This window comes from Microbacterium saperdae (assembly GCF_006716345.1).
Lineage (GTDB): Bacteria > Actinomycetota > Actinomycetes > Actinomycetales > Microbacteriaceae > Microbacterium > Microbacterium saperdae.
This window is the reverse complement of the sequence record NZ_VFOX01000002.1, coordinates 1,162,523-1,182,998: the sequence shown is the minus strand read 5'-3', so window position 1 is coordinate 1,182,998 and position 20,476 is coordinate 1,162,523. Positions and strand designations below refer to the sequence as shown.

At 68.9% G+C, this 20,476-nt stretch carries 17 protein-coding genes and 1 pseudogene; 6 read left to right on the top strand and 12 right to left on the bottom strand.

The window, feature by feature from the left end; genetic code table 11:
• Positions 1 to 95 precede the first annotated feature (95 nt).
• The 3 genes from FB560_RS20225 to nadE all read right to left on the bottom strand — a co-directional run bounded on the left by FB560_RS20225 (position 96) and on the right by nadE (position 5,308).
• Positions 96 to 866: a hypothetical protein gene (locus FB560_RS20225; protein WP_141874493.1), complete on the bottom strand. Its 771-nt coding sequence runs from the start codon at positions 864 to 866 to the stop codon at positions 96 to 98.
• Positions 867 to 876: 10 nt separating this feature from the next.
• Complete coding sequence (locus FB560_RS20220) at positions 877 to 4,347, bottom strand: TM0106 family RecB-like putative nuclease (protein WP_229673036.1); 3,471 nt, start codon at positions 4,345 to 4,347, stop codon at positions 877 to 879.
• A gap of 142 nt (positions 4,348 to 4,489) precedes the next feature.
• A complete protein-coding gene (gene nadE / locus FB560_RS20215) occupies positions 4,490 to 5,308 on the bottom strand; it encodes an ammonia-dependent NAD(+) synthetase (RefSeq protein ID WP_141874491.1) in 819 nt (272 codons plus the stop codon).
• 109 nt (positions 5,309 to 5,417) lie between these two features.
• Between nadE and FB560_RS20210 the strand changes: the two genes are divergently transcribed.
• Positions 5,418 to 5,975, top strand: a complete 558-nt coding sequence (locus tag FB560_RS20210; protein WP_141874490.1) for a phosphorylase family protein — start codon at positions 5,418 to 5,420, stop codon at positions 5,973 to 5,975.
• A gap of 60 nt (positions 5,976 to 6,035) precedes the next feature.
• Here the strand turns inward: FB560_RS20210 and FB560_RS20205 are convergent, their stop codons facing one another.
• The 5 genes from FB560_RS20205 to FB560_RS20185 form a co-directional block, all read right to left on the bottom strand.
• Positions 6,036 to 9,026 carry an AAA family ATPase gene (locus tag FB560_RS20205; RefSeq protein WP_141874489.1) on the bottom strand — a complete coding sequence of 997 codons (2,991 nt, stop codon included), beginning with the start codon at positions 9,024 to 9,026 and terminating at the stop codon, positions 6,036 to 6,038.
• Positions 9,026 to 10,195, bottom strand: coding sequence for an exonuclease SbcCD subunit D (locus FB560_RS20200; protein WP_141874488.1), 1,170 nt, complete (start codon positions 10,193 to 10,195; stop codon positions 9,026 to 9,028). Before FB560_RS20200 ends, FB560_RS20205 begins: the two co-directional genes overlap by 1 nt.
• Before the next feature lie 113 nt (positions 10,196 to 10,308).
• Positions 10,309 to 11,754 (bottom strand): MFS transporter, encoded by a 1,446-nt coding sequence (locus FB560_RS20195; RefSeq protein ID WP_141874487.1) that lies wholly within the window; start codon positions 11,752 to 11,754, stop codon positions 10,309 to 10,311.
• Between the two features lie 324 nt (positions 11,755 to 12,078).
• Positions 12,079 to 12,546 carry a DIP1984 family protein gene (locus FB560_RS20190; protein ID WP_141874486.1) on the bottom strand — a complete coding sequence of 156 codons (468 nt, stop codon included), beginning with the start codon at positions 12,544 to 12,546 and terminating at the stop codon, positions 12,079 to 12,081.
• Between the two features lie 54 nt (positions 12,547 to 12,600).
• Positions 12,601 to 12,909, bottom strand: a complete 309-nt coding sequence (locus FB560_RS20185) for a GNAT family N-acetyltransferase (protein WP_141874485.1) — start codon at positions 12,907 to 12,909, stop codon at positions 12,601 to 12,603.
• A gap of 326 nt (positions 12,910 to 13,235) precedes the next feature.
• Between FB560_RS20185 and FB560_RS20180 the strand changes: the two genes are divergently transcribed.
• From FB560_RS20180 to FB560_RS20170, 3 genes and pseudogenes are all read left to right on the top strand, one after another.
• Positions 13,236 to 13,937 (top strand): winged helix-turn-helix domain-containing protein, encoded by a 702-nt coding sequence (locus FB560_RS20180; RefSeq protein ID WP_141874484.1) that lies wholly within the window; start codon positions 13,236 to 13,238, stop codon positions 13,935 to 13,937.
• A 34-nt stretch (positions 13,938 to 13,971) separates the two neighbouring features.
• Positions 13,972 to 14,932, top strand: a pseudogene (locus tag FB560_RS21220) (DNA-3-methyladenine glycosylase family protein).
• A gap of 24 nt (positions 14,933 to 14,956) precedes the next feature.
• A complete protein-coding gene (locus FB560_RS20170) occupies positions 14,957 to 15,163 on the top strand; it encodes a hypothetical protein (protein WP_141874483.1) in 207 nt (68 codons plus the stop codon).
• Between the two features lie 16 nt (positions 15,164 to 15,179).
• On the opposite strand, the gene FB560_RS20165 is transcribed toward FB560_RS20170, so the two are convergent.
• The 4 genes from FB560_RS20165 to FB560_RS20150 are packed head-to-tail and all read right to left on the bottom strand — an operon-like array spanning position 15,180 to position 18,979.
• Complete coding sequence (locus FB560_RS20165) at positions 15,180 to 15,935, bottom strand: iron ABC transporter ATP-binding protein (RefSeq protein WP_141874482.1); 756 nt, start codon at positions 15,933 to 15,935, stop codon at positions 15,180 to 15,182.
• Entirely contained in the window at positions 15,932 to 16,945 is a 1,014-nt protein-coding gene (locus FB560_RS20160; RefSeq protein WP_141874481.1) for an iron chelate uptake ABC transporter family permease subunit, read from the bottom strand. Before FB560_RS20160 ends, FB560_RS20165 begins: the two co-directional genes overlap by 4 nt.
• 4 nt (positions 16,946 to 16,949) lie before the next feature.
• On the bottom strand, positions 16,950 to 17,936 hold the full coding sequence (locus FB560_RS20155) for an ABC transporter permease (RefSeq protein ID WP_141874480.1): 987 nt from the start codon (positions 17,934 to 17,936) through the stop codon (positions 16,950 to 16,952).
• Between the two features lie 47 nt (positions 17,937 to 17,983).
• Positions 17,984 to 18,979 (bottom strand): siderophore ABC transporter substrate-binding protein, encoded by a 996-nt coding sequence (locus FB560_RS20150; protein WP_141874479.1) that lies wholly within the window; start codon positions 18,977 to 18,979, stop codon positions 17,984 to 17,986.
• A 100-nt stretch (positions 18,980 to 19,079) separates the two neighbouring features.
• Between FB560_RS20150 and FB560_RS20145 the strand changes: the two genes are divergently transcribed.
• Together FB560_RS20145 and FB560_RS20140 are read left to right on the top strand one after the other, a co-directional pair.
• Complete coding sequence (locus tag FB560_RS20145; RefSeq protein ID WP_141874478.1) at positions 19,080 to 19,847, top strand: siderophore-interacting protein; 768 nt, start codon at positions 19,080 to 19,082, stop codon at positions 19,845 to 19,847.
• A 65-nt stretch (positions 19,848 to 19,912) separates the two neighbouring features.
• Positions 19,913 to 20,317: a VOC family protein gene (locus FB560_RS20140; RefSeq protein WP_141874477.1), complete on the top strand. Its 405-nt coding sequence runs from the start codon at positions 19,913 to 19,915 to the stop codon at positions 20,315 to 20,317.
• Positions 20,318 to 20,476: the final 159 nt, after the last annotated feature.

Genomic DNA, 20,476 nt, shown 5'->3' with positions numbered 1-20,476 from the left:
GCGCCAGGGTCCGGTTTCGGGCTCGAGTTCGGGCGCGGGTTCTTCGTGTCGCGCGCCGAGCATCGCGCTCAGCGCTCCCGCGCGGGTGACGTTGCTCAGGCGACGGTGAGACGGTACGCCCGCTCATCTCCGTAGTACGTGAATCCGGTGCGCTCGAGGATCGGCGCGGACGTCGAGACGCGGCCCTTCACCAGGGCCGTGACAGCGCCGAGCTCCGCACTCGCACGCAGTCTCTCCGCCAGCACGGCCCGGTAGGCACCGTGGCCGCGCGCACGCTCCAGCGTGGCGGCGCCCCACAGGCGGGTGAAGCCATCGACGATCGTGCAGCCACCGGTGCTCACGGCGTCTCCGTCGAGGCGGCCCAGTACGTGGAACCCTTCACCGGCGGCCAGACCCGAGAGGACCGCGGCCAGTTCGTCCGCCAACCCGGCGTCATCGAGCGGCGACTGCTCCCACACGGGCACGTTGATCGCGTCGACCTCGCGCACCTGCTCCAGGGTGCGGACGATCTCTGCGGTGGCGCCTGCCGGCACCTCGACGACGAGCCGATCGATCGGCCGGGCGAACACCGCGACGGTGTCGAAGTGCTCCGCACCGCGCCGCTGCAGCTCCTGTTCGAGATCGGGCCGGTCGGACGCGTTGGTCCAGAACGTCAGCTGAGACTCTCCCCACTCCCGCGTACGCGCGATGGCGTGATCGAGCACGGTGTGTGCGTCGTCCGTCGAGTCGACCTGCGACGCACGCACGCCTCCTCCGATACGCGCGGGATAGCGCACCAGCTGGAGCGCGCTCTTCTCCTGCTCACCGTCGCGCGGGAACCACACCCACGCCGCAGAGGCACGGAGGATGTCATCGATCGAGTGCACGTCTGCTCCTTCAGTCCGCCGCGCCCACGAGGCGCGCGAAGGCGCTCAGCCGCGCGACGCCCTCCGGCGTGAACGGCAGATCGTCGAGCAACGCCGGCGAATGGATCAGATAGGCGACGCACTGCGCGCGCGAGATCGCGACGTTGAGGCGATTCTGCAGCAGCAGGAACTCCGGACCACGGGGCGCATCCCTCCCGCTCGATGCGGCGAGCGACGTGATGGAGACGACGGCCTCCTTGCCCTGGAAGTTGTCGACCGTACCGACCGCCACGTCAGGGAATCCCGCAGCGACGAGGGCGTCGTGTACGAGCTGACGCTGGGCGTTGTACGGTGCGACGACGATGATGTCGGCCGCGCCGAGAGGCCGTGTCGTGGCAGGTTCGTCGTTGTCGGTGAAAGTGCGACCCACGAGGTCGCGCACGAGTGCGACGACTTCGGCGGCCTCCTCGGCCGATTGCGTGGCATTGCCTCGGTGACGCACCGGGACGATGTGCAACCCCGGATCGACACCGTCGACCGACCGCCGCTCGGTTCCGGGCGCCGAGGCGAGCTTCCCCGCGTAGGCGAGCCGCGAGACAGGAGCGGCCACGAAGGGGTGCATCCGCCACGACTTCGCCAGGAAGTAGCCGTACTCCGGACGGATGACCGCATCGCCGTCCATCACCCACCCGAGCGCCGACGTGTCGACAGGTTCGGGATGGGCTCCCTGGCTCACCTGTGGGAGCTGCTGCGGATCACCGAGCAGGAGCAGCCGTCGGGCGCCTGCCGCGACCGCGATGGTCGAGGCGAGCGAGAACTGCCCTGCCTCATCGATCACGAGCAGATCGAGGCCCCCGCGATCGACGCGCGAGGTGTTGCTGAAGTCCCAGGCCGTGCCGCCGACGACGACGCCTTCGTTCCTGTGCTCCTCCAGGAACGACGCCATCCCGTTCTTGGGGATGACGGTGTAGGACGGGTCGGCATCCGGGTTCTTCGGCGCCTTGCCCACCTGCGCGGGAGAGACGCCGTGCGCGACCACGCGATCCAGCAGCGTCTCGATGATGGCGTGAGACTGCGCGACCACCCCTACTTTGAACCCGTGCTCGTTGACCAGTCGGGCGATCACCTGGGAGCCGGTGAAGGTCTTGCCGGTTCCGGGAGGCCCCTGCACGGCGAGGTAGCTGCGGTCGAGGTCGAGGACCCCCCGCACGATCGCGTCGATCGCGTCCTCACCGGCCGCGGGGAGGTACTCCCCGGACAGCGTCCGGGGAGGCAGACGCCGCAGGATATCGGTCGCGGCGTCCTCGGGGAATGCCGGCGCAGCCGCGTGCACGGCATCAGCCCACTCGTCGATCGCGCCCTGCAAGGAGACGACCCGAGGCGGAGAAGCCGGCGTGAGGGCGAGAGGCAGTTCATCCCAGGTCTGCCCCTGGATCGCGGACTCCGTGATGAGATAGCCGTCGTCGAGCACCTCGGTCACCGTCACCGTGTGCGGCACATGCACGGCGCGCGACGGCACCTCGATGTCGAAGGGTGCAGGTACCGGATACAGCGCGAACGGCTGGGCACCGGAACCGAGTGTGGTGCCGGGAGACACCTCGCCTCTGATCTCGATCTCGCGCGACATCACCCGACGCCCCTCGGCGACACTCCACTCACGGCGGACCGTGGAGGTGGCGCGATCGACCCGCACGACGTCGCGCGTGCCGTCCCACATCGTGACAGGTTCGCGGAGCCGCTGGAAGTGGGATACCCAGAAGCTCTTCGCCTCGCGCGGGAAGTAGTCGATGGCGGCGGCCGCGATGCGATGCACCTGTCCGTCTTCGCCGGCGGCCGCGGCGCGCTCCGCGTCTGCCAGCAGCGCGACCGACCTCGGCGAGGGCTCGTAGATGATCTCGTCGGCCGCATCCGGGGGTGCCGGATTGACGCCTTCGCGTCGCGCGATCTCGATCAGCCAGTTGCGCAGCGCCCGCGTCGACACGCAGTCGTATCGGTTGTAGTCGGCGAGATCCGCCAGGACGGCATCGGCTTCGCTCTGCTCACCGGCTGCAGCGAAGTCACGCGCTGCCACGTACTGCACGATCGAGTCGTCGCCCTTCTGCACGTCACTGGTGCGGACGTCATCGCCCATGTAGAGCGGTTCGAGCTTCTTGATCGAGTACGACCTGGACCCCACGCGGACCGTCCGCAGCACCAGCGGATACAGATCGACGAACACGCCCTCGCGCAGGAGCCGATCGATCTCGCTCTCCCTCACGCCGTGCCGTGCCGCCATCGCCACCAGGTGGGAGGTCTCGTAGGGCGCGTAGTGATAGATGTGCATGCCGGGGTGCGCAGCCCGACGCGCGTTCACGAAATCGAGGAACGTCTCGAAGGCCCGTCGCTCCTCGGCGAAGGTGTGCGCCCAGAGCGCGGAGTACTGATCGTCGTTGTCGACCCAGCCGAACAGATAGTCGATGCCCCAGTGGGCCGCACCGTCGGGTGCGGGCTCGGTGTACAGGGGATCGCCCTCGAAATCGAAGAAGATATCCCCCCTGCTCGGGACCGGCAGCGTGTGAATCGCGGCCGCGTAGTGCACGTCGTACGCGGGAACACCCTCCGCGTCGGCGCGCAACTGCACCCGCGCCTGCGCACGGAGGTTCTCGAAGGTATCGACGTTCATCCCCTCGGGGGGGTCGATCGCCGCCGCGAGCGCATCGATCGTCTCGATGCCGCCGGCGCGCAGCCGGGCGCGCTGCACCGGACGCATGCGCGCCACCATGAGCAGATCACGATGCGCGACGACCTGCTCCTCGCAGGTGGCGCACCGCCCGCACGCCACCACATCCAGGTCGCCACGCCCGTCTCCCCATGCGAGCGGAGCGCCCGCCGCACCCTGCTCGATCCGACGGTCGGCGATGAGCGCGCGCAGCCGGGCCCTGCGCACCTGGAAGAGCGGGAGCAGGTCGTCGACGGCATGCGTGCTGAGGGTGCCGTCGCCGAGGATGAGGTCGACCTCGTCGGACCGCGGGATCCCCAGGCGATCGAGCTGGTCGACGTATGCCGCCAGCTGCATGAGAGCGGTGACCCTGGCCTTGCGGGCGAGCTTGGAATCCTGCACGCGCCAGCGCCGCTGCTCGTCGCGCCGGAGGAAGTCCGCGAAACCGACGAACTCCTCGGTCGCGAAGGCCGCCTGGAACAGCACGAGCGCGTCCGAATGCAGAGCGTCGATCGTCTCCGCCACCGCGGCGGCGAGCGCCTCGGCATCCACGGAGGACACCTTGTCGACCTGATGCACCTGTTCGTCACCGAGGTCGGCGATGTACCGTGCGAGCACGTTGCGTTCGTGCACGTCTCCGAGGAGCGCGGCGCGGGCGAGCGTCGCGTCTTCGGGCTCTTCGACCGCGGGCACACGGCCCAGCTTCGCGTCGATCGCGCGGCACCACGCGAACTCGCACTCGGCCGCGGCCTTGAGGTCGCTCGCGCTCCAGATGACGCGCTGGGCCTGAGTGTCTATCCGCACGATGCTCCATTTCCTCGGATGCTTCGACACTAGCCGCGACATCCGACACCGGAGCGAGCCCGTCCGCGTGGGCGGCGCGAACCCGTCATCTCCGTGCAGCAGGGCCGCGGAGCGTCATCTCATCCGCAGAGGAGCAGTGCGCTCAACGCCACCAGGTGTCATCAGGGGTGACCGGAAGGTGGCGCTTGTGCTGCGTGGCGAGGTACTTCGCCTCGATGCGTCCCGCAACGTCCGGAGCCACCTCGCGCCCCTCCAGGAAGTCGTCGATCTGCTCGTACGTGATCCCGAGCTCGTCCTCGTCCGCGCGACCGGGCTGCCCATCGAGCAGGTCCGCCGTCGGTACCTTGAACGCCAGCCGATCCGGGGCGTCGAGCGACTGCAGCAGGGCGCGGCCCTGACGCTTGCTGAGGCCGGAGAGCGGCAGGATGTCCGCAGCACCGTCGCCGAACTTCGTATAGAAACCGGTCACCGCCTCGGCCGCATGATCGGTGCCGATCACCAGGAATCCGTCGTGGCCGGCGAGGGCGTACTGCGTGACCATGCGCACCCGCGCCTTGATGTTGCCACGGTTGAAGTCGCTGATGTCGGAGGTCACGGCGAACTCGATGTCCTCCTCGACGCCGTCGACGCCGTTCTGGATGTTCACCTCGACCGAGGCATCCGCGCCGATGAACTCGAGTGCCGCATCGGCATCCGCCGCATCGTGCTGCACGCGGTACGGAAGCCGCACCGCGAGGAACTTCGCCTCGCCGCCCTCGGCCCGCACGCGCTCGACCGCGAGCTGGGCGAGACGCCCGGCCAGCGTGGAGTCCTGTCCGCCGGAGATCCCCAGCACGAACCCCTTCGCACCGGTCACGCGCAGGTAGTCGACCAGGAACTGCACACGACGCTGCACCTCGGCCTCGGGATCGATCTCGGCCGAGACACCGAGCGCTTCAGAGATCTGCTTCTGCAGGGACACGGGATCCTCCACTCTTCCTGGAATCAGTATCGCCCCTTCGTGTTACGTGAGGATGACATCGACACCGTTCGTCCGAGATGCCGATGCGCAGACCTGACAGGATGGACAGGTGAAACTCCTCGTCGCCGCCATGGCCTCCGAACTCGCAGCATTCCCCGCGGAACTCGAAGGGTTCGATCAGCTCGTCACCGGTGAAGGCAAGCTCCAGGCCACATACGCGCTGACCCGGGCGCTCGACGCGAAGGCCTACACCGAGGTCGTCGTGGTCGGCACCGCCGGGGGCATCGACCCCGATCTCGACGCCACCGCGCACGAGGTCGGCAGCGCCCTGCAGCACGATGTCTTCGACCTCGACGGCATCGCCGGACAGCACGTGTCGCTTCCGGCGCGGGTGTCCACGGGCCGGGAGGGCGTGCTGATCGCCACCGGCGACAGCTTCGTCGGAGATGCGGGGATCACCGCCGTCATCCGACCGTCCGGCGCGGGCCTGGTCGACATGGAGACCTATGCGTACATCTGGGTCGCCAACCAGTTCGGCGTGCCGATCCGTGCGTTCCGCGCCATCTCCGACCGCGCGGAGGAGGGGGCCCTCGTCGACTTCCGCGCGGCGATCGCCCGCTGCAGCGTGCAGTTGCGTGAAGTCATCCGTCGCGAGTACGGCGTCTGACCGGATCGACGATCCGCGGACCGCGAGCGGCGCAGGCCGCACGCTCACGCGTGGACGGCGTCAGCGCGACTCGACGACGCTGGGTCCCTCCGGGGTCGCCCGCACCGTGAGCTGCGCCGGGATCTGCTCCTGCATCGCTTCGACGTGACTGATCACGCCGACGGTCCGGCCGCCCTGACGGAGTTCGTCCAGAGTGCGCATCGCGATGTCGAGGGTGTCGCCGTCGAGCGATCCGAAGCCCTCGTCGATGAAGAGAGTGTCGAGGCGGATCCCGCCGGCTCGCGCCGTGACGACCTCGGCGAGACCGAGCGCGAGGGCGAGCGAGCTGAGGAAGGTCTCGCCGCCCGACAGCGACTGGGCGGGGCGGGTCTGTCCGGTGAAGGCGTCGAACACCACGATCCCGAGACCGGAGGCAGCGCCCCGAGCCGCCAGAGCGTCAGAGTGCTGCAGCTGGTAGCGTCCGGTCGACATGTCGCCGAGGCGCCGGTTGGCCGCCTCCACGATCTCTTCGAGTTCGGCGGCGAGCACGAAGGTCTCGAGCGTCATCTTGCGCGTGTTGCCCCCGCGTCCGGCGATCGTGTCGGCGAGCCCGCGCAGCACCTCGAACTCGGCCGTCTGAGCTGAGGTCCTGGCATGCTCCGACGCTGCGGAGTCGATGAGCCCGGCGAGTCTTTCCACGATGCCGGAGGCTCGACCGGCGTCGTCCACGGCCGCACTCCATGCCGCCCGAGCGGTCGAAGACGCGATCTCCGCGGGCGCGAGGTCGATCGGCTCCTCCGGGAGCGTACGCAATTCGAGGTCGAACAGGATCGCTCGCTCCTTCTCACGCTGCACGGCGTGGGCGGTGATCCTCGCGTCCAGGCTCTCCAGGGCGGACGCGGAGCGCAGCGCCACCTGCACCGCCGCGGCATCGGCGAACGGCGAGGAGGCGAGTGCGGCGTCCTGCTCTGCCGCAGACTCTCCGAGCGCCGCCTCACGGCGCTCCCGTTCTGCGAGGGACGCGGAGAGGGATCGCGCCGCGGCCACCTGTGTCGTGGCCTCAGCGAGGCGATCGGCGACGGTCGGCGCGTCGCCGCGCGCCTCCGCGATCAGCTCCTGCGCGTCAGCCCGGCGCTGCGTGAGAATCGCCAGCTGCTCGCGCGCCGACGCGAGCACGACGAGATCTGCGGCCCGATCCCGTTCCAGGCGCTCGGCGCGTTCCGCGATCTCCTGGAGCTCCGCGTCGAGCGCGACCTTCTTCTCCGCCGCGGCAAGACTGTCCGCGTGCTCTGCGGCGATCGCGGCCAGCTCGGTCTCGGCCTGCGCGAGGGTACGGCCATCGGCGCGTGAGGTGGCGACCGCGAGTTCCGCGCGAAGCGTCGCGGCCCTCTGCGACTCCTCGCGCTCGCGCGCCGCGGCCTCGTCCCGCTGCTGCTCGGCGCTGGCCACATCGTCGGCCGTCACCGGATCTGCGTGTGCCGCCGGCGAGGGATGCTCGTGCGATCCGCACACCGGGCAGGGGTCACCGTCGACGAGCGCTGAAGCGAGCTCACCCGCGAAACCGTCGAGCCGTCTCCTGCGCAGCTGTGCGAGGGCCGTCTGCGCGCTCGCATGCTCTGCGCTGGCGCGCGCCAGATCCTGCTCCGCGGCGATCTGATCGATGTCGAGACGTGCGCTTTCGAGGACGGCGGCGGCACGCACCTGAGCCTGATCGAGCGCGACGCGGAGGTCGGCCGCGCGGTCCGCCCGGCGACGGGCGTCATCGCGCTGCGTGGTCAGCTCGATCGTCTGCAGGGGAAGCGTCGCGCGATCGGCCTCACGCTCGTCGAGACGCGCCTCGATCACGTCGACGGCGGCCTCCGCGGTCTGCAGCTCATCCGCGAGCGCAGCGGCCTGTCCTTCGAGTTCGAGCGCCCGCTGCCAGGCACCGGTCGCTCTGGTGCGCTCGGCCGCCCACGCTTCGAGGTCGTCCGCAGGAAGTCCGAACGCGTCCCAGGCTGCCTGTGCTCGCTGCGCGGCCTCGACCGCGCCAGTCAGTGCGACACGGGCGCGCTCCGTAGCCGCCAGCACTCCACGGAGGCTCTCTGCGGCACGCGCGTCCGAGAGCTCTGTGCGCGCCTGTGCGATGAGCGGCTCCTCGCCCTCGAGCCGGGCGAGCGCCGTGCGGGCGCGATCGCGCTCCGCCTGGTCTCGCTGCTCCTCCCGGGCCGTGGCGAGCGCGGCATCGGCCGCCGCGGATCGACGTTCCGCATCGTCACGCTCCGAGGCACGCCGTTCCGCCCGATATTCCGCTCGAGCCTGCGCGCGCCTCAGAACGTCCAGACGGTCTTCGGTCGAGGCGTTCCCGCGCGCCACGGGCGCCTGTGCGCCGGAGTCCTCGGAAGACTCTCCCCACAGCTCCGCCTCATCGGCCAGCCGCTCCGCTTCCTCCACGCGCGCAGTGACCGTCGCCAGCCGTGCGCCGAGCGCCTGCTCCGCCACACGACGTCGCTCCTCGAACCGCGCCTGCACGTCTTCGAACCTCTGCGTCCCGAACAGTCGACGGAGCAGTGCCTGTCGATCCTTGCTGTTGGCGAGCAGGAACTCCGAGAACCGGTTCTGCGCGAGCAGGATCACCTGCAGGAACTGCTCCCTGCTCAGCTGCAGGATGTCGTCGAGCTCATTGCCGACGTCGACCGCCCGCGCCGCGCGGCCGACCCATCCGGCATCCGTCCACTCATCGAGGGTGACGGCGGAAGCCTGCTTCGTGAGACCGCCACCACGCTTCGCGGGGCGCAGATACTCGGGCGATCGTGTGACACGGAACCGCCCGGACGGAGTGCTGAACTCGACGACGACCTCGGAAGGATCATCCGGCTCGCAGTGATCGCTCCGCAGCCGCTTCTCCCCGCCGTCGTAGCGCGGAACGCCGCCGTACAGACCGAAGCAGACCGCATCGAGGATGCTCGACTTGCCGGCACCGGTGCGTCCCGCGATCAGGAAGATGCCGTCATCGGCGAAGGCATCGAAGTCCACGCTCTGCCGGGAGCGGAACGGACCGAACCCCTCGACCTCGAGCCGATGGAGTCGCATCAGACGAGAGCGTCCGCGCGCACGCGCTCGTCGAGCACGTCACGGATGAGTACGCCTTCCGCCTCGCTCGCGCCCTGCCCCTCCCTCACGTGCTCGAGGAAAGCCTCCACCCTGTCGGCGTCGGTGACCGCGGCACGCAGCCGCTGCACGTAGGAGCGCTCGTCCGTCACTGCGGCGACGTCGGGCTGGTGCTGCACCATCGCGCAGTACGGGAAGCTCTCACGCAGGCGACGCATCGGCTCGGTCTGCGGAAGGACATCGGTGTACACCGCACACACCCAGTCCCCCGCGTGGGCGGCGACATTCGTCTCGGAGAGAATCTCGGCGAGGGTGCCGGTGAGCGTCACCAGTCGGCGCGGCACGGGCAGTTCGAGCCACGACACCCCCGACAGGCCGGCGGAGTCGAGGTCGACGATCCAGGATCCGCGCTGCTTGTGCTGTTCACCGAAGCTGTAGTGCAGCGGTGCCCCGGCATAACGCACGCGCTCGCCGAGCTGCTGACGCCCGTGGATGTGACCCAGCGCGACGTAGTCGGGGCCGTCGAACACGCTGAGCGGAACGACGTCGAGCCCGCCCTGTCGCACCTCGCGCTCCAGCCCGGCCGTCGCATCGACGCCGGCGGCGAAGCAGTGCGCGATCGCCACGGATCGACCCTCGTGTGCACGCATGCCGGCACGGACGAGCTGCATCGCGTGCGCCATGGTCTGGGCCTGGGAACGCAGCGGACGCCCGTCTGCATCGCCTTCCGGCCAGTGCTGGCGGACGATCGCCGGTTCGAGGTAGGGGATGCCGAAGAAGTGCACGGGTCCGTCGGCGTCTTCGACCGTCACCGGCGTTCCGATGCTCAGCGGGTCGGTGAGCACGTGGATGCCGTCGCGCAGCAGTCTCGCCTGGAAGCCCAGTCGCGCAGCCGAATCGTGGTTGCCGCTGGTGACGATGACACGGGCGCCGGTGTCATGCAGCGCGACCAGGGCATCGCCGAGCAGCGTGTAGGCCGCCGCCGAGGGAGTGGCGGAGTCGAACACGTCGCCCGCGATGACCACCACGTCGACGGCGTTCTCGCGCACCTGCTCCGTGAGCGCTCCGAGCACCTCGGCCAGCGCATCCATGGTCGAGGTGCCATGGAAGGTGCGGCCGATATGCCAGTCGGACGTGTGCAGGATGCGCATACTCACACGGTACGAACCCCCACCGACATTCGGTCCGAGGCGTGCCGTGGCATCCGCTCCTGACAGTGAAATCACAGGGATCTCGCCGGTGCGGACGCCACGGCCGCCGCCGCTCAGTGCGCTGCGAGCACGGCGTCGCCCTGTGCGGGCAGGAGCACATCCTTGGATCCGCGGATCATGCACGCCGCGATCACGGACGCCGCGACCATCAGGATCGATGCCGCGATGAACGTCCAGCCGTAGGCGTCGGTCAAGCCCTCAGGCGACACCTCCGCCTGCGCGTGCCCGCCGACCGATGCCGCGTACACCGCGGTGAAGACCGACAGACCGATCGACCCGCCGATCTGCATTGCCGAGTTCGCGACGGCCGAGGCGACGCCGGCGTCGTGCGGCGCGACGCCGGAGAGCGCCAGGTTCTGCAGCGGGATGAAGACGAACCCCATGCCGATGCCGAGCAGCACGAGCGCCGGCGCGATCTGCACGAGGTATGCGCCGTCCGGCGTGATGCCGGAGAGCGTGAACAGCCCAGCGGCAGCGATCAGCGGCCCGACGATCAGCATCGGGCGCGGACCGATGACGGGGAGCAGCTTGGTCGCGACGGGCGCGAGCACCATCGTCGCGATCGGGAGCGGCAAGCTCGCGAGTCCCGCCTGGAGCGCGCCCATGCCGAGCACGAACTGCAGGTGGAAGGTCAGGTAGACCGTGGCCCCGATCATGATCGCGCCGGCGACGCCCTGGATCAGGAACGCCCCACCGCGCACCCGGTCGGCGACGACCCTCAGCGGCAGGAGCGGCTGAGACACCCGCGACTCCACCCACACGAAGACGCCGAGCAGCGCGAGACCGGCGACCAGGAAGGCGATCGTCAGCGGGTCGCCCCATCCGTTCTCGGCGAGGGTGAAGCCGTAGACCAGCAGGCCGAGCCCGAGCGTGACGGTGAGCGCACCCCAGACGTCGTAGCGGTTGTCGCCCTCTGCTCTGCTCTCGGTGAGCACGATCGCCCCACCCACGACGCCGATCACGACGAAGAAGAGGTTGACGAGCAGGCACCAGCGCCAGTCGGTGAACTCGGTGAGCACGCCGCCGAGCAGCATCCCGATCGCCGCCCCCGTACCCGCGACGGTCCCGAAGACGGCGAAGGCGGTGTTGCGCTCGCGCCCCGAGGGGAACGTGACGGTGAGGAGGGCGAGAGCGGCCGGTGCGAGCAGGGCGGCGAAGGCACCCTGGAGTCCGCGGGCGAGGATCAGTTCCCAGCCCTGCTGCGACAGACCGCCGTAGAGCGATGCCGCCCCGAAGCCGAGCATGCCGATCATGAAGATCCGCTTGCGTCCGACGTAGTCCGCGATCCGACCGCCGAGCAGGAGCAGCGCCCCGAACGCGAGGGCGTAGGCGGTCACCACCCACTGGCGCTGTCCGTCCGTGAGTCCGAGGTCCGCCTGGGCACGCGGCAGCGCGATGTTCACGATCGTGCCGTCGAGGACGACGACCAGCTGCGTGAGCGATATGACGATGAGCGCCCACCATCGGGTCTGGGGACGGGCGCGCAGGGATGACGACATGGAAAAACCTCCGGTGTCTGGTGAAGGATGCCGGAGGTTTCGAGCCTCGGACCAGCGCGCCGTGGGCACCTGACCACCTCAGCCGACGGGGCTGAGCAGACGTCCACTCTATCCATGGACGCTGACATTCATAAGCGGAAGGTCCCCTGACCCACCCTCGTCACGACGATCGACACGCGGTGATGCATGATGCGCGATGCGCGATCACATGTGCGGCGTGCGGGGCTGCGCGATGCGTTCCGGGCTGCCCTCCGCCCAACATGTGCCGGATTGCCCCTCCGGCAGGGGTTGTGCCCGCCTCGTCGTGACTACCGACTTCCGCTGCTACTCCTCCAGGTCGTTGTTCCAGTTCGCCTGCTGGATCCGGTTGTCGAGCTCGCGCAGCTCCTGCGCGACCCGGTCAGCGCGTGTGCGCAGCTCGGCGACCGGAAGTGCCGAGATCTGGCGCAGCTCCGACCTCATCTGGCGCAGGTACTGGTCGTTCGCACCGGATGCCGCCGCGGCAGCATCCACCAACAGCGAGTGCTGCAGGCGGAGCACGTCGCGGGCGGCGAGCGCATCGGTCATGGTGCCGTCCGCACCCAGCTCGAGGCGCGAGTTCGTGGCGTTGATGCGGCGGATCAGCTGTCGCAACTGCTCCAGAGCGGCATCCGCTTCGACGATCAGTGCGGAGGCGTCTTCGGCCGGCTCCTCGCCTTCCTGATAGCGGGCATTCGCAGTGATCCGTGCGCGGAGTTGTTCGATGCGGCGCTGCAGATCGGCGCGCGCCGTGAGGGCCTCGGCGAGTTTCATGCCCTCATCCTGGCAGGAAGACTCCGTGTAACACAGCGTCACAGTCCCGAGAGGTCAGCGAACGCGCAGGAGACCCGCGTGCTCAGGGTGCGCATCGAACCAGTCGGCGACGTACCAGCACACCGCGTCGACCTTGCGATCCCCCCGGGTGATGATGTCGGCCACCGCTCCCTCGACGACGACACCGGCATAGCCATGGCCGCGGAAAGTCGGGACGGTGAAGGCCCTGGTGAGCGCCACCGTGCGTCCGTCGTCGCGGTAGTCGAGGACGCTGACCAGGTTGCCGTCGCGGTGGAGGGTATAGCGCGATGCGTCCTTCTCATCGGTGAGGAGGAAGCCGGAGGCAAGCGTCGAAGTCGTCATCCCTTCCACGTTACGCCCGCCATGCGAGGGTGTCGTCGTTTTGACACGGGCCGACACGATCCGACATAATCCCCCCATGACCACCAACGCAAGCCCTTTGTCCGCCCAGGAGGCGAACAGGACTGCCGGGATGATGATGCCCGGTCGCGTTGGCATGTGTTGCCGAATGTGTCGCTGAACGAACAGCCACCCCGCCCGACTCGACTCTTCGCGATCTGCGAGGCCTGAGTCTCCGAGCATCCACCCTTGCTCGCTTCCCGGCTCGCCCGGTCATTCATGCAACGCATCAGAGCCACACCGGCTCACGTCCTGAGGACTTCATCATCATGTCGAACATCGCACTCCTTGAGCGTCCCGCCGTCACCGCCGTCCACACCGCACAGGATTCCGCCGCGCCGCTCGCCGCCGCCGCCGACCTCCCCGCCGTCCGCTCCCCCCGTGGCTTCGCCCTCTACGTCGGTCTCGACGAGATCAAGGCCGCCGAAGCCGGAGTGAGCCTCCCCCTCCTCGTCGACGCGCTGCGCCGCACGCTCGCCGAACTCGCCCCCGGCGCCGAGACGCATGCCACCGTCGCCCTCGCCCCGCACGGCTCCGGCGGTCGCGACCTCGACGTCGTCCGCCTCGCGCTGCACGAGCCCGGCGCGATCGCCCGCACCAAGGCCGCAGCCGAAGAGGACACCACCGACGAAGAGGGCGGCGTCGTCGTCGACATCTCCCGCAAGCGCGTGCTGATCGACGGTGAGTCCGCCGCTTTCACGTACAAGGAGTTCGAACTGCTGCAGTATCTCGTGCTGCGCGAAGGCCGCACGATCGAGCGCAGCGAGCTCGTCTCCGCCCTGTGGCAGGCGCAGGATGACGAGACCCCCGGTGAGCGCACGATCGACGTCCACGTGCGTCGCCTGCGTGCCAAGCTCGGCCGCTACGAGGACATCGTCCGCACGGTGCGCGGCATCGGCTACCGCTTCGACCGGCACGCCGACGTCGTCATCCGCTACGGCCACGGCACGCCTTCGCCCGACCGCTTCTGACCCGAGTGTCAGGCCCGCCACGTAGGGTGGGCGCATGACCCTGACAGCGGATGCCGGAGCGGCCGAGGCCGCCATTCCGGAGCTGCGCAGGGAGACCGTCTATCGGCCGGCACACCCGGTCGATCTCCTCGCCACCGTCGGCATGCTCCGCCGGGGGCGCACCGACCCGACCACCGTCATCGACGGCCCTGTGATCTGGCGTGCGATCCGCACGCCTGTCGGTGTGGCGACACTCGCCCTGCGCGCCGTCGGCGATGAGATCCGCGCGACCGCGTGGGGGCCGGGAGCCGAGAACGCCCTGGACCGGGTACCCCGCCTGTGCGGTGCCGACGACGATGCCGACGGCTTCGATGCCTCCTTGCACCCCCTGATCGAGGAATCGGCCCGCCGGCACCCCGGACTGCGCCTGACCCGCACCGACGAGATCTTCGATGCGCTCGCCTGCGCGATCATCGAGCAGAAGGTCACAGGCATGCAGGCGTTCGGCGCGTGGCGTGCCCTCGTGTCGCGTTTCGGCGAGCGCTCACCGGGGCCCACGCCGCGCCCCATGCACGCCCCTCCCCCCCTCGTCCGTGTGGCGCGGCATCCCCTCGTGGGCGTGGCACCGCGCCGGCGTCGAACCGCCGCAATCGAAGACGATCGTGCGTGCCGCCATGCGCGGCGAGAGCATCGAACGCGCCGTGCGCGCGGCGCCGACCGGAGCGGATCGCGACCGGGTGCTCACGAGCCTCCCCGGCATCGGTGTCTGGACCTCGGCCGAGACGCGCATCCGCGCGCTCGGCGACCCCGATGCCGTGAGCGTGGGCGACTACCACCTGGCGCACGAGGTCGGCCACGCACTGACCGGGAAGCGCACCGACGACGACGGCATGGTCGAGCTGCTCGCCCCGTGGACCGGGCATCGCCAGCGCGTGATCCGGCTCATCTTCGCCAGCGGGGTGCATGAGCCGCGCCGCGGCCCTCGACTGGCGCCAGAGGACCACCGCGAGCGCTGAGCGCCAGCCCCCTAGGCTGGGGGCATGAACGCACCCCGGCGCCTCGGTCTCCGCCTGCTCGTCACGATCGGCCTGCTCGTCATCGGCGTCGTGGTCGGACTGATCTTCCAGAACGTGTGGCTCGGGGTGCTGCTGGCTGCGATCGTCTGGCTGGGCTGGTTCTTGGGCTACGAGTCTCGTCGCGGCCACAACGCCGGCGTCAACGACGAGGATCACGGCATCGAGCTCTGAGCGCGCTGCGCGAGGCTCAGTAGTACACGGCGAGAGGACCGGATGGCCCGTCGACGACCTGCACCGCGGTGTCGAAGACGCGGCTGAGCACCTCGTCCGTCATGATCTCGGACGGCACGCCGAACTCCACGACCGCGCCGTCCTTCATGGCGCAGATGTGATCCGCGTAGTGCCCGGCGAAGTTGATGTCGTGCAGCACGATGACGATCGTGCGCCCCAGTTCCTCCGCCGCGCGACGCAGGTGCTTCATCATCTGCACCGCATGCTTCATGTCGAGGTTGTTGAGCGGTTCGTCCAACAGCACGAATGCGGTGTCCTGCGCGAGCACCATCGCCACGTAGGCGCGCTGCCGCTGACCGCCCGAGAGCTCGTCGAGATAGCGCCCTTCGAGCGGCGCCAGATCGAGGAAGTCGATCGCACGGCTGACGATCTCCTCGTCCGTCCTCGTGAGCCGCCCCTTCGAATGCGGGAATCGACCGAAGCCCACGAGCTGGCGCACCGTGAGGCGCGTGACGAAGTGGTTCTCCTGTCGGAGCACCGACACGATCTTCGCGAGGTCCTTCGACCGCGTGGAGGCGACGTCGTAGCCGGCGATCTCGATGGCGCCCGCGTCCATCCCGTTGAGCCGCCCGATCATGGTCAGGAGCGTCGACTTGCCGGCGCCATTCGGCCCGATCAGCGCCGTGATGCCGCCGGCAGGGATCTGCAGGTCGACGGGGCCGATGGCGACCTCGCTGCTGTAGTTCTTGCGGACGCCCTGGAGAGTGATCACAGACGGCCCTTTCTGAGGATGACGATGAGGAAGACGGTGCCGCCCACGAGTTCGATCAGGAGCGACACCATCCCCTGCGCGTAGAAGACGTTCTTCATCACGAAGTACGCGCCGGAGAGAATCGTGAACGCCGTGAGCACGGCCACCGGGAAGATCAGGCGGTGGTCGTGCGTGTCGGAGAACTGGTACGCCAACGTCGCCACCAGGAAGCCCAGGAACGTCATCGGCCCCACCAGCGCGGTCGAGGTCGCCATGAGCACCGCGACCAGGAACAGCACGATGAACAGCTCCCTGCGGTGGTCCAGGCCGAGTGAGCGAGCGGTGTCGGAGCCGAGCGCCATCAGGTTCAGGCGTCGGGCTCGCATCCACAGCAGCGCGGAGGCACCGATGCACAGCGGTATCGCCAACGGCAGGTAGGAGGCATCGGCGTTCGACACGTTGCCGAAGAGCCGTGCAGCGAGCACGTCGAACTCGCTGGGCGTGAGCAGGCGCTGCATGAACGTGGAGATGGCGCCGAGCCCGCCCCCGATGATGATGCCGATCAGGAGCATGATCTGGAGGTTCCCGTATCGCCCGGACAACAGCCAGCCGTAGAGCGCCATGGCGAGACCGACCATGATCACGACCTGCAGTCCGAACTGCCAGATGCCCTGGATCGCGACGAGGCCTGCGACTCCGAACACGTACACGGTGGAGGTCTGCACCACGCGGTACAACGACTCGAAGCCCATGATCGAGGGGGTGATGATCCGGTTGTTCGTGACGGTCTGGAACGCGACCGTCGCCACCGCCTGGGCCACGGCCACCACGGCCATGACGGTGACGTTCGTGGCGCGATGCTTCGCGATGCGCCAGAAGCCGTCGGATCCGACCGGCATCGGGTTGTCCCACGCGAGCACGCCGAATCCGAACACCGCAGCGGCGACGATCAGGACCCCCAGCACGATCACATAGCGCCGCCGCGCCCCGGGCGTCGTGAACGCGCCGGCCGATCGCGAGGTCGTCGTCATGAGGCTAGCCACGACGACGCTGCCTCAGCAGGAGCAGGATGAACACGACGGCGCCCACGATCCCGAGGATCAGCGACACCGGCACCTCGAACGGCATGATGATCGTGCGGCCGATGATGTCGCAGACCGTGACGATCGCGATGCCGAGCAGGCACACCCACGGCAGGTTGCTGCGCAGGTCGTCGCCGCGCACCATCGAGACGATGTTGGGGACGATCAGCCCGAGGAAGGGCAGATTGCCGACCACGACCGTCACGACGCCCGTGGCGACCGCGATGAGGATGGTGCCCAGCAGGATGACGCGGTTGTAGTTCACCCCCACGTTGGTCGCGATCTCCTCGCCGAGTCCGGCGATCGTCAGCCGGTCGGCGACGATGAACACCGCGACGCCGACCAGGGCGACGATCCAGAGCATCTCGTACTGCCCTCGGAGCACCGAGGTGAAGCTCCCGGCGAACCAGACTCCGAGGCTCTGCAGCGAGTCGGTGGCGAGAGCGAAATAGGTGGATACCGCGCCGACCACCGAGCCGAGCATGATGCCGACGATCGGGACGATGAGCGAGGACCGGAGGGAGACCCGGCGCAGGAATGCGAAGAACACCATCGTCCCGATGAAGGCGGCGACGACCGCACCGGCCATCCGCAGCGGGATCGACGGATGCGGCACGAACACCATGACGGCGAGCAGTCCGAGCCCCGCCCACTCGGTCGTGCCCGTGGTGGTCGGTTCGACGAAGCGGTTCTGCGTGAGCAGCTGCATCACGAGACCGGCCATGGCCATCGCCGCCCCCGCCAGCACGAGAGCGATCGTGCGGGGGATGCGGGTGATCTGGAACATCTCGGCGCCGTCGTCGGCACCCGCGATGTCGTACACCCCGGTGAAAAGCGAGAGCACCAGCAGCGCGGCGACGACGAGCACGCCGATGAGCAGCTTCACGTCGAACAGTCGCCCTGCGTAGCGCGGCGACGTGGTGAGAGCAGTGGAGGTCATGATGACGATGCGGCGGCACCCGAGTCCTCGGATGCCGCCGCGGATCCTCAGTTGCCCGCGCTCTTCTCGAGCGCGTCGGCGAGGTCGTCGAAGAACGCCGTGTAGGTCTGGATGCCCTCGTTCAGGTACGTGTCCGTGGGCATGTAGACGATCTGCTCGTTCTTCACGGCCGTGACTCCGGCGAGCGCCTCGGAGTTCTCGATGATCTCCGCGGCCTGGACGTAGTCGGGGGTCTCATCCGCGAATACGGCGTCGCGGTCGAGCACCAGGATCCAGTCGGGGTTCGACGCGGCGATCGCCTCGACCGAGATGTCATCCCCCTGGTGGTCGTCGGTCGCGTCGGCGACCTCGAGGGCGGGAGTGAGCCCGAGGATGTCGTAGACCGGCCCGAGCGATCGTCCGACGGTCGGCGCCAGGTAACCGATCGCTCCGCCTGAGGTGTTCACGGCCATCACCGTGTCGGCGGCGTCGTAGGCGGCTTTCGCGCGCTCGACGGCGGCGTGGAAGTCGTCGACCAGCTTCTTCGCCTCGTCCTGCTTGCCGAAGATCTCGCCGAGCACGGTGACCTGTCGCGTGAGTTCCTCATCGAATGCCTCGCCTTCGCGCGGCTCGAGATCGATGATGGTCGCGTCGGGCACGAGGTCGGCGATCGCCGCGTTGTGCTGCGTGAAGCGCTGACCGCTGATGATCAGGTCCGGCTCGACGGCCACGATGGCTTCCAGATCCGGCTCGCTGTGCAGGCCGACATCCACGATCGCGTCGTCCTTCACGTACGACACGGTGTCGGGCATCAGAGCGACCGCGCCCGCCGAGAGCTCCACACCCCAGTCGGAGAGCGTCTGGAATGTGCGGTTGTCGAGGGCGACGACGGATGCGGGCGGCGTCGCGATCTCGTGCTCACCGGTGTTGTCCTCGATCGTGACGGATGCCGCGGCGGCTTCCGTCTGCTCCGGTTCCGCGGTGCCACCGGTGGCGCACCCGGAGAGGGCGAGAAGGCCGACGAGGCCGAGGCCTGTGGCGCGGAGAGTTCTGGGCATGGACATGGAGAGACTCCTGTTCTGCGGGGATCGGTGCGTCGCGCGAGGGACGCAGGAGGAGAGTTAGGTTTGCCTACCCTCACACAAATTAGGTTAGCCTCAATCCATGAGCAAGACGAAATCCGATTTCACGATCGAGCGCCGCAGCCTGGAGTTGCGCTTCCGTACCGTCACCCTGGTCGCGCGCGAATGGCTCGCCCCGGATTTCGTCCGCGTGCGCCTCCGCGGCGATGACCTCGCCGGCTTCGATTCACCAGGCGCCGACGACCACATGCGCCTGTTCTTCCCCTCCGGACCGGTGGACTCGATCGAGGAGCTGCGGTCCGCTCCGAGTCGGGAGTACACCCCTCTGGCCTGGGGCGCCGACTGGCTCGACGTGGAGTTCGCGGTGCACGGCGACCAGGGCGTCGCAGCGCCGTGGGCGGCATCCGCTCCCCTCGGCTCCTCGATCGGCGTGGGTGGGCCGCGAGGCTCTGCCGTGCTCACCGGCACTCCCGGCTCCTGGCTCCTCGTGGGCGACGAGACCGCGATCCCCGCGATCCGTCGCTTCGCCGCCCTCATCGCGCCCGACGTCCCGGCCCGCATCGTCATCGAGACCGTCACTGCCGGTCGGGAGATCGACATCGACGCCCCGATCGCGGTCGAGTGGCTGCATCGCGGCGAGGCCCCCGCCGGCTCCGCACTCGTCGGTTTCCTCGACTCCCTCACCTCGGAAGACGCGGTGGGCGAGGATCCGTTCGTGTTCATCGCTGCCGAGCAGGGGATCGTCAAGCCCGGCCGCGCTCTGCTCGAGCGCTGGGCGATCGATCCGGCGAAGGCCGTGGTGAAGGGCTACTGGAAGCGCGGCGAGTCCGAGTACCACGCCCCGCATTGACCCCGATCCACCGCACGCGCGGGCGCAATCCCGCTCCCCCACGCAACGACGGGGAGACTGACCGCATGGCTCTTCTCGATCATCTGGGCATCACCGTCGCCGACCTCGAGCGCGGGCGCGCGCAGTACCACCCGATCCTCACGGCGCTCGGTTATCAGAGCGGTGGGGAGGACGACCACTCCATCTCCTGGCACAACGGCGATGAGACCGAGATGATCCTCTATATGTGGGACGAAGACTCCGCCCCGCACCGGCACGGTCGCGTCGGCTGGCAGCATCTGGCGTGGGCCATGAACTCGCGCGACGAGGTCGATCGCCTGCATGCGGTGGCGCTGGATGCCGGGTGGACCGCCGTGCGCGAACCGAAGGAGTATCCCCGGTACAGCGACCGGTACTACGCCTCATTCGTCGAGGATGAAGACGGTATCCGCATCGAGTTCATGTACAACCCGCCGCGCGATTCGGCTTGACTCCCGGGCGTGTCGCCCCCTAGTCTCGGATGGCTGTGCCGACCGGCACAGCGCACAGCCGAGGAGACGACAGATGACCGCCCTGCGGAATCTTCCCATCGCAACGGCATTGCCGCTTCAGCAGAAGCGCAATGACCGTTTCGAGTCGTACCCTCCGGC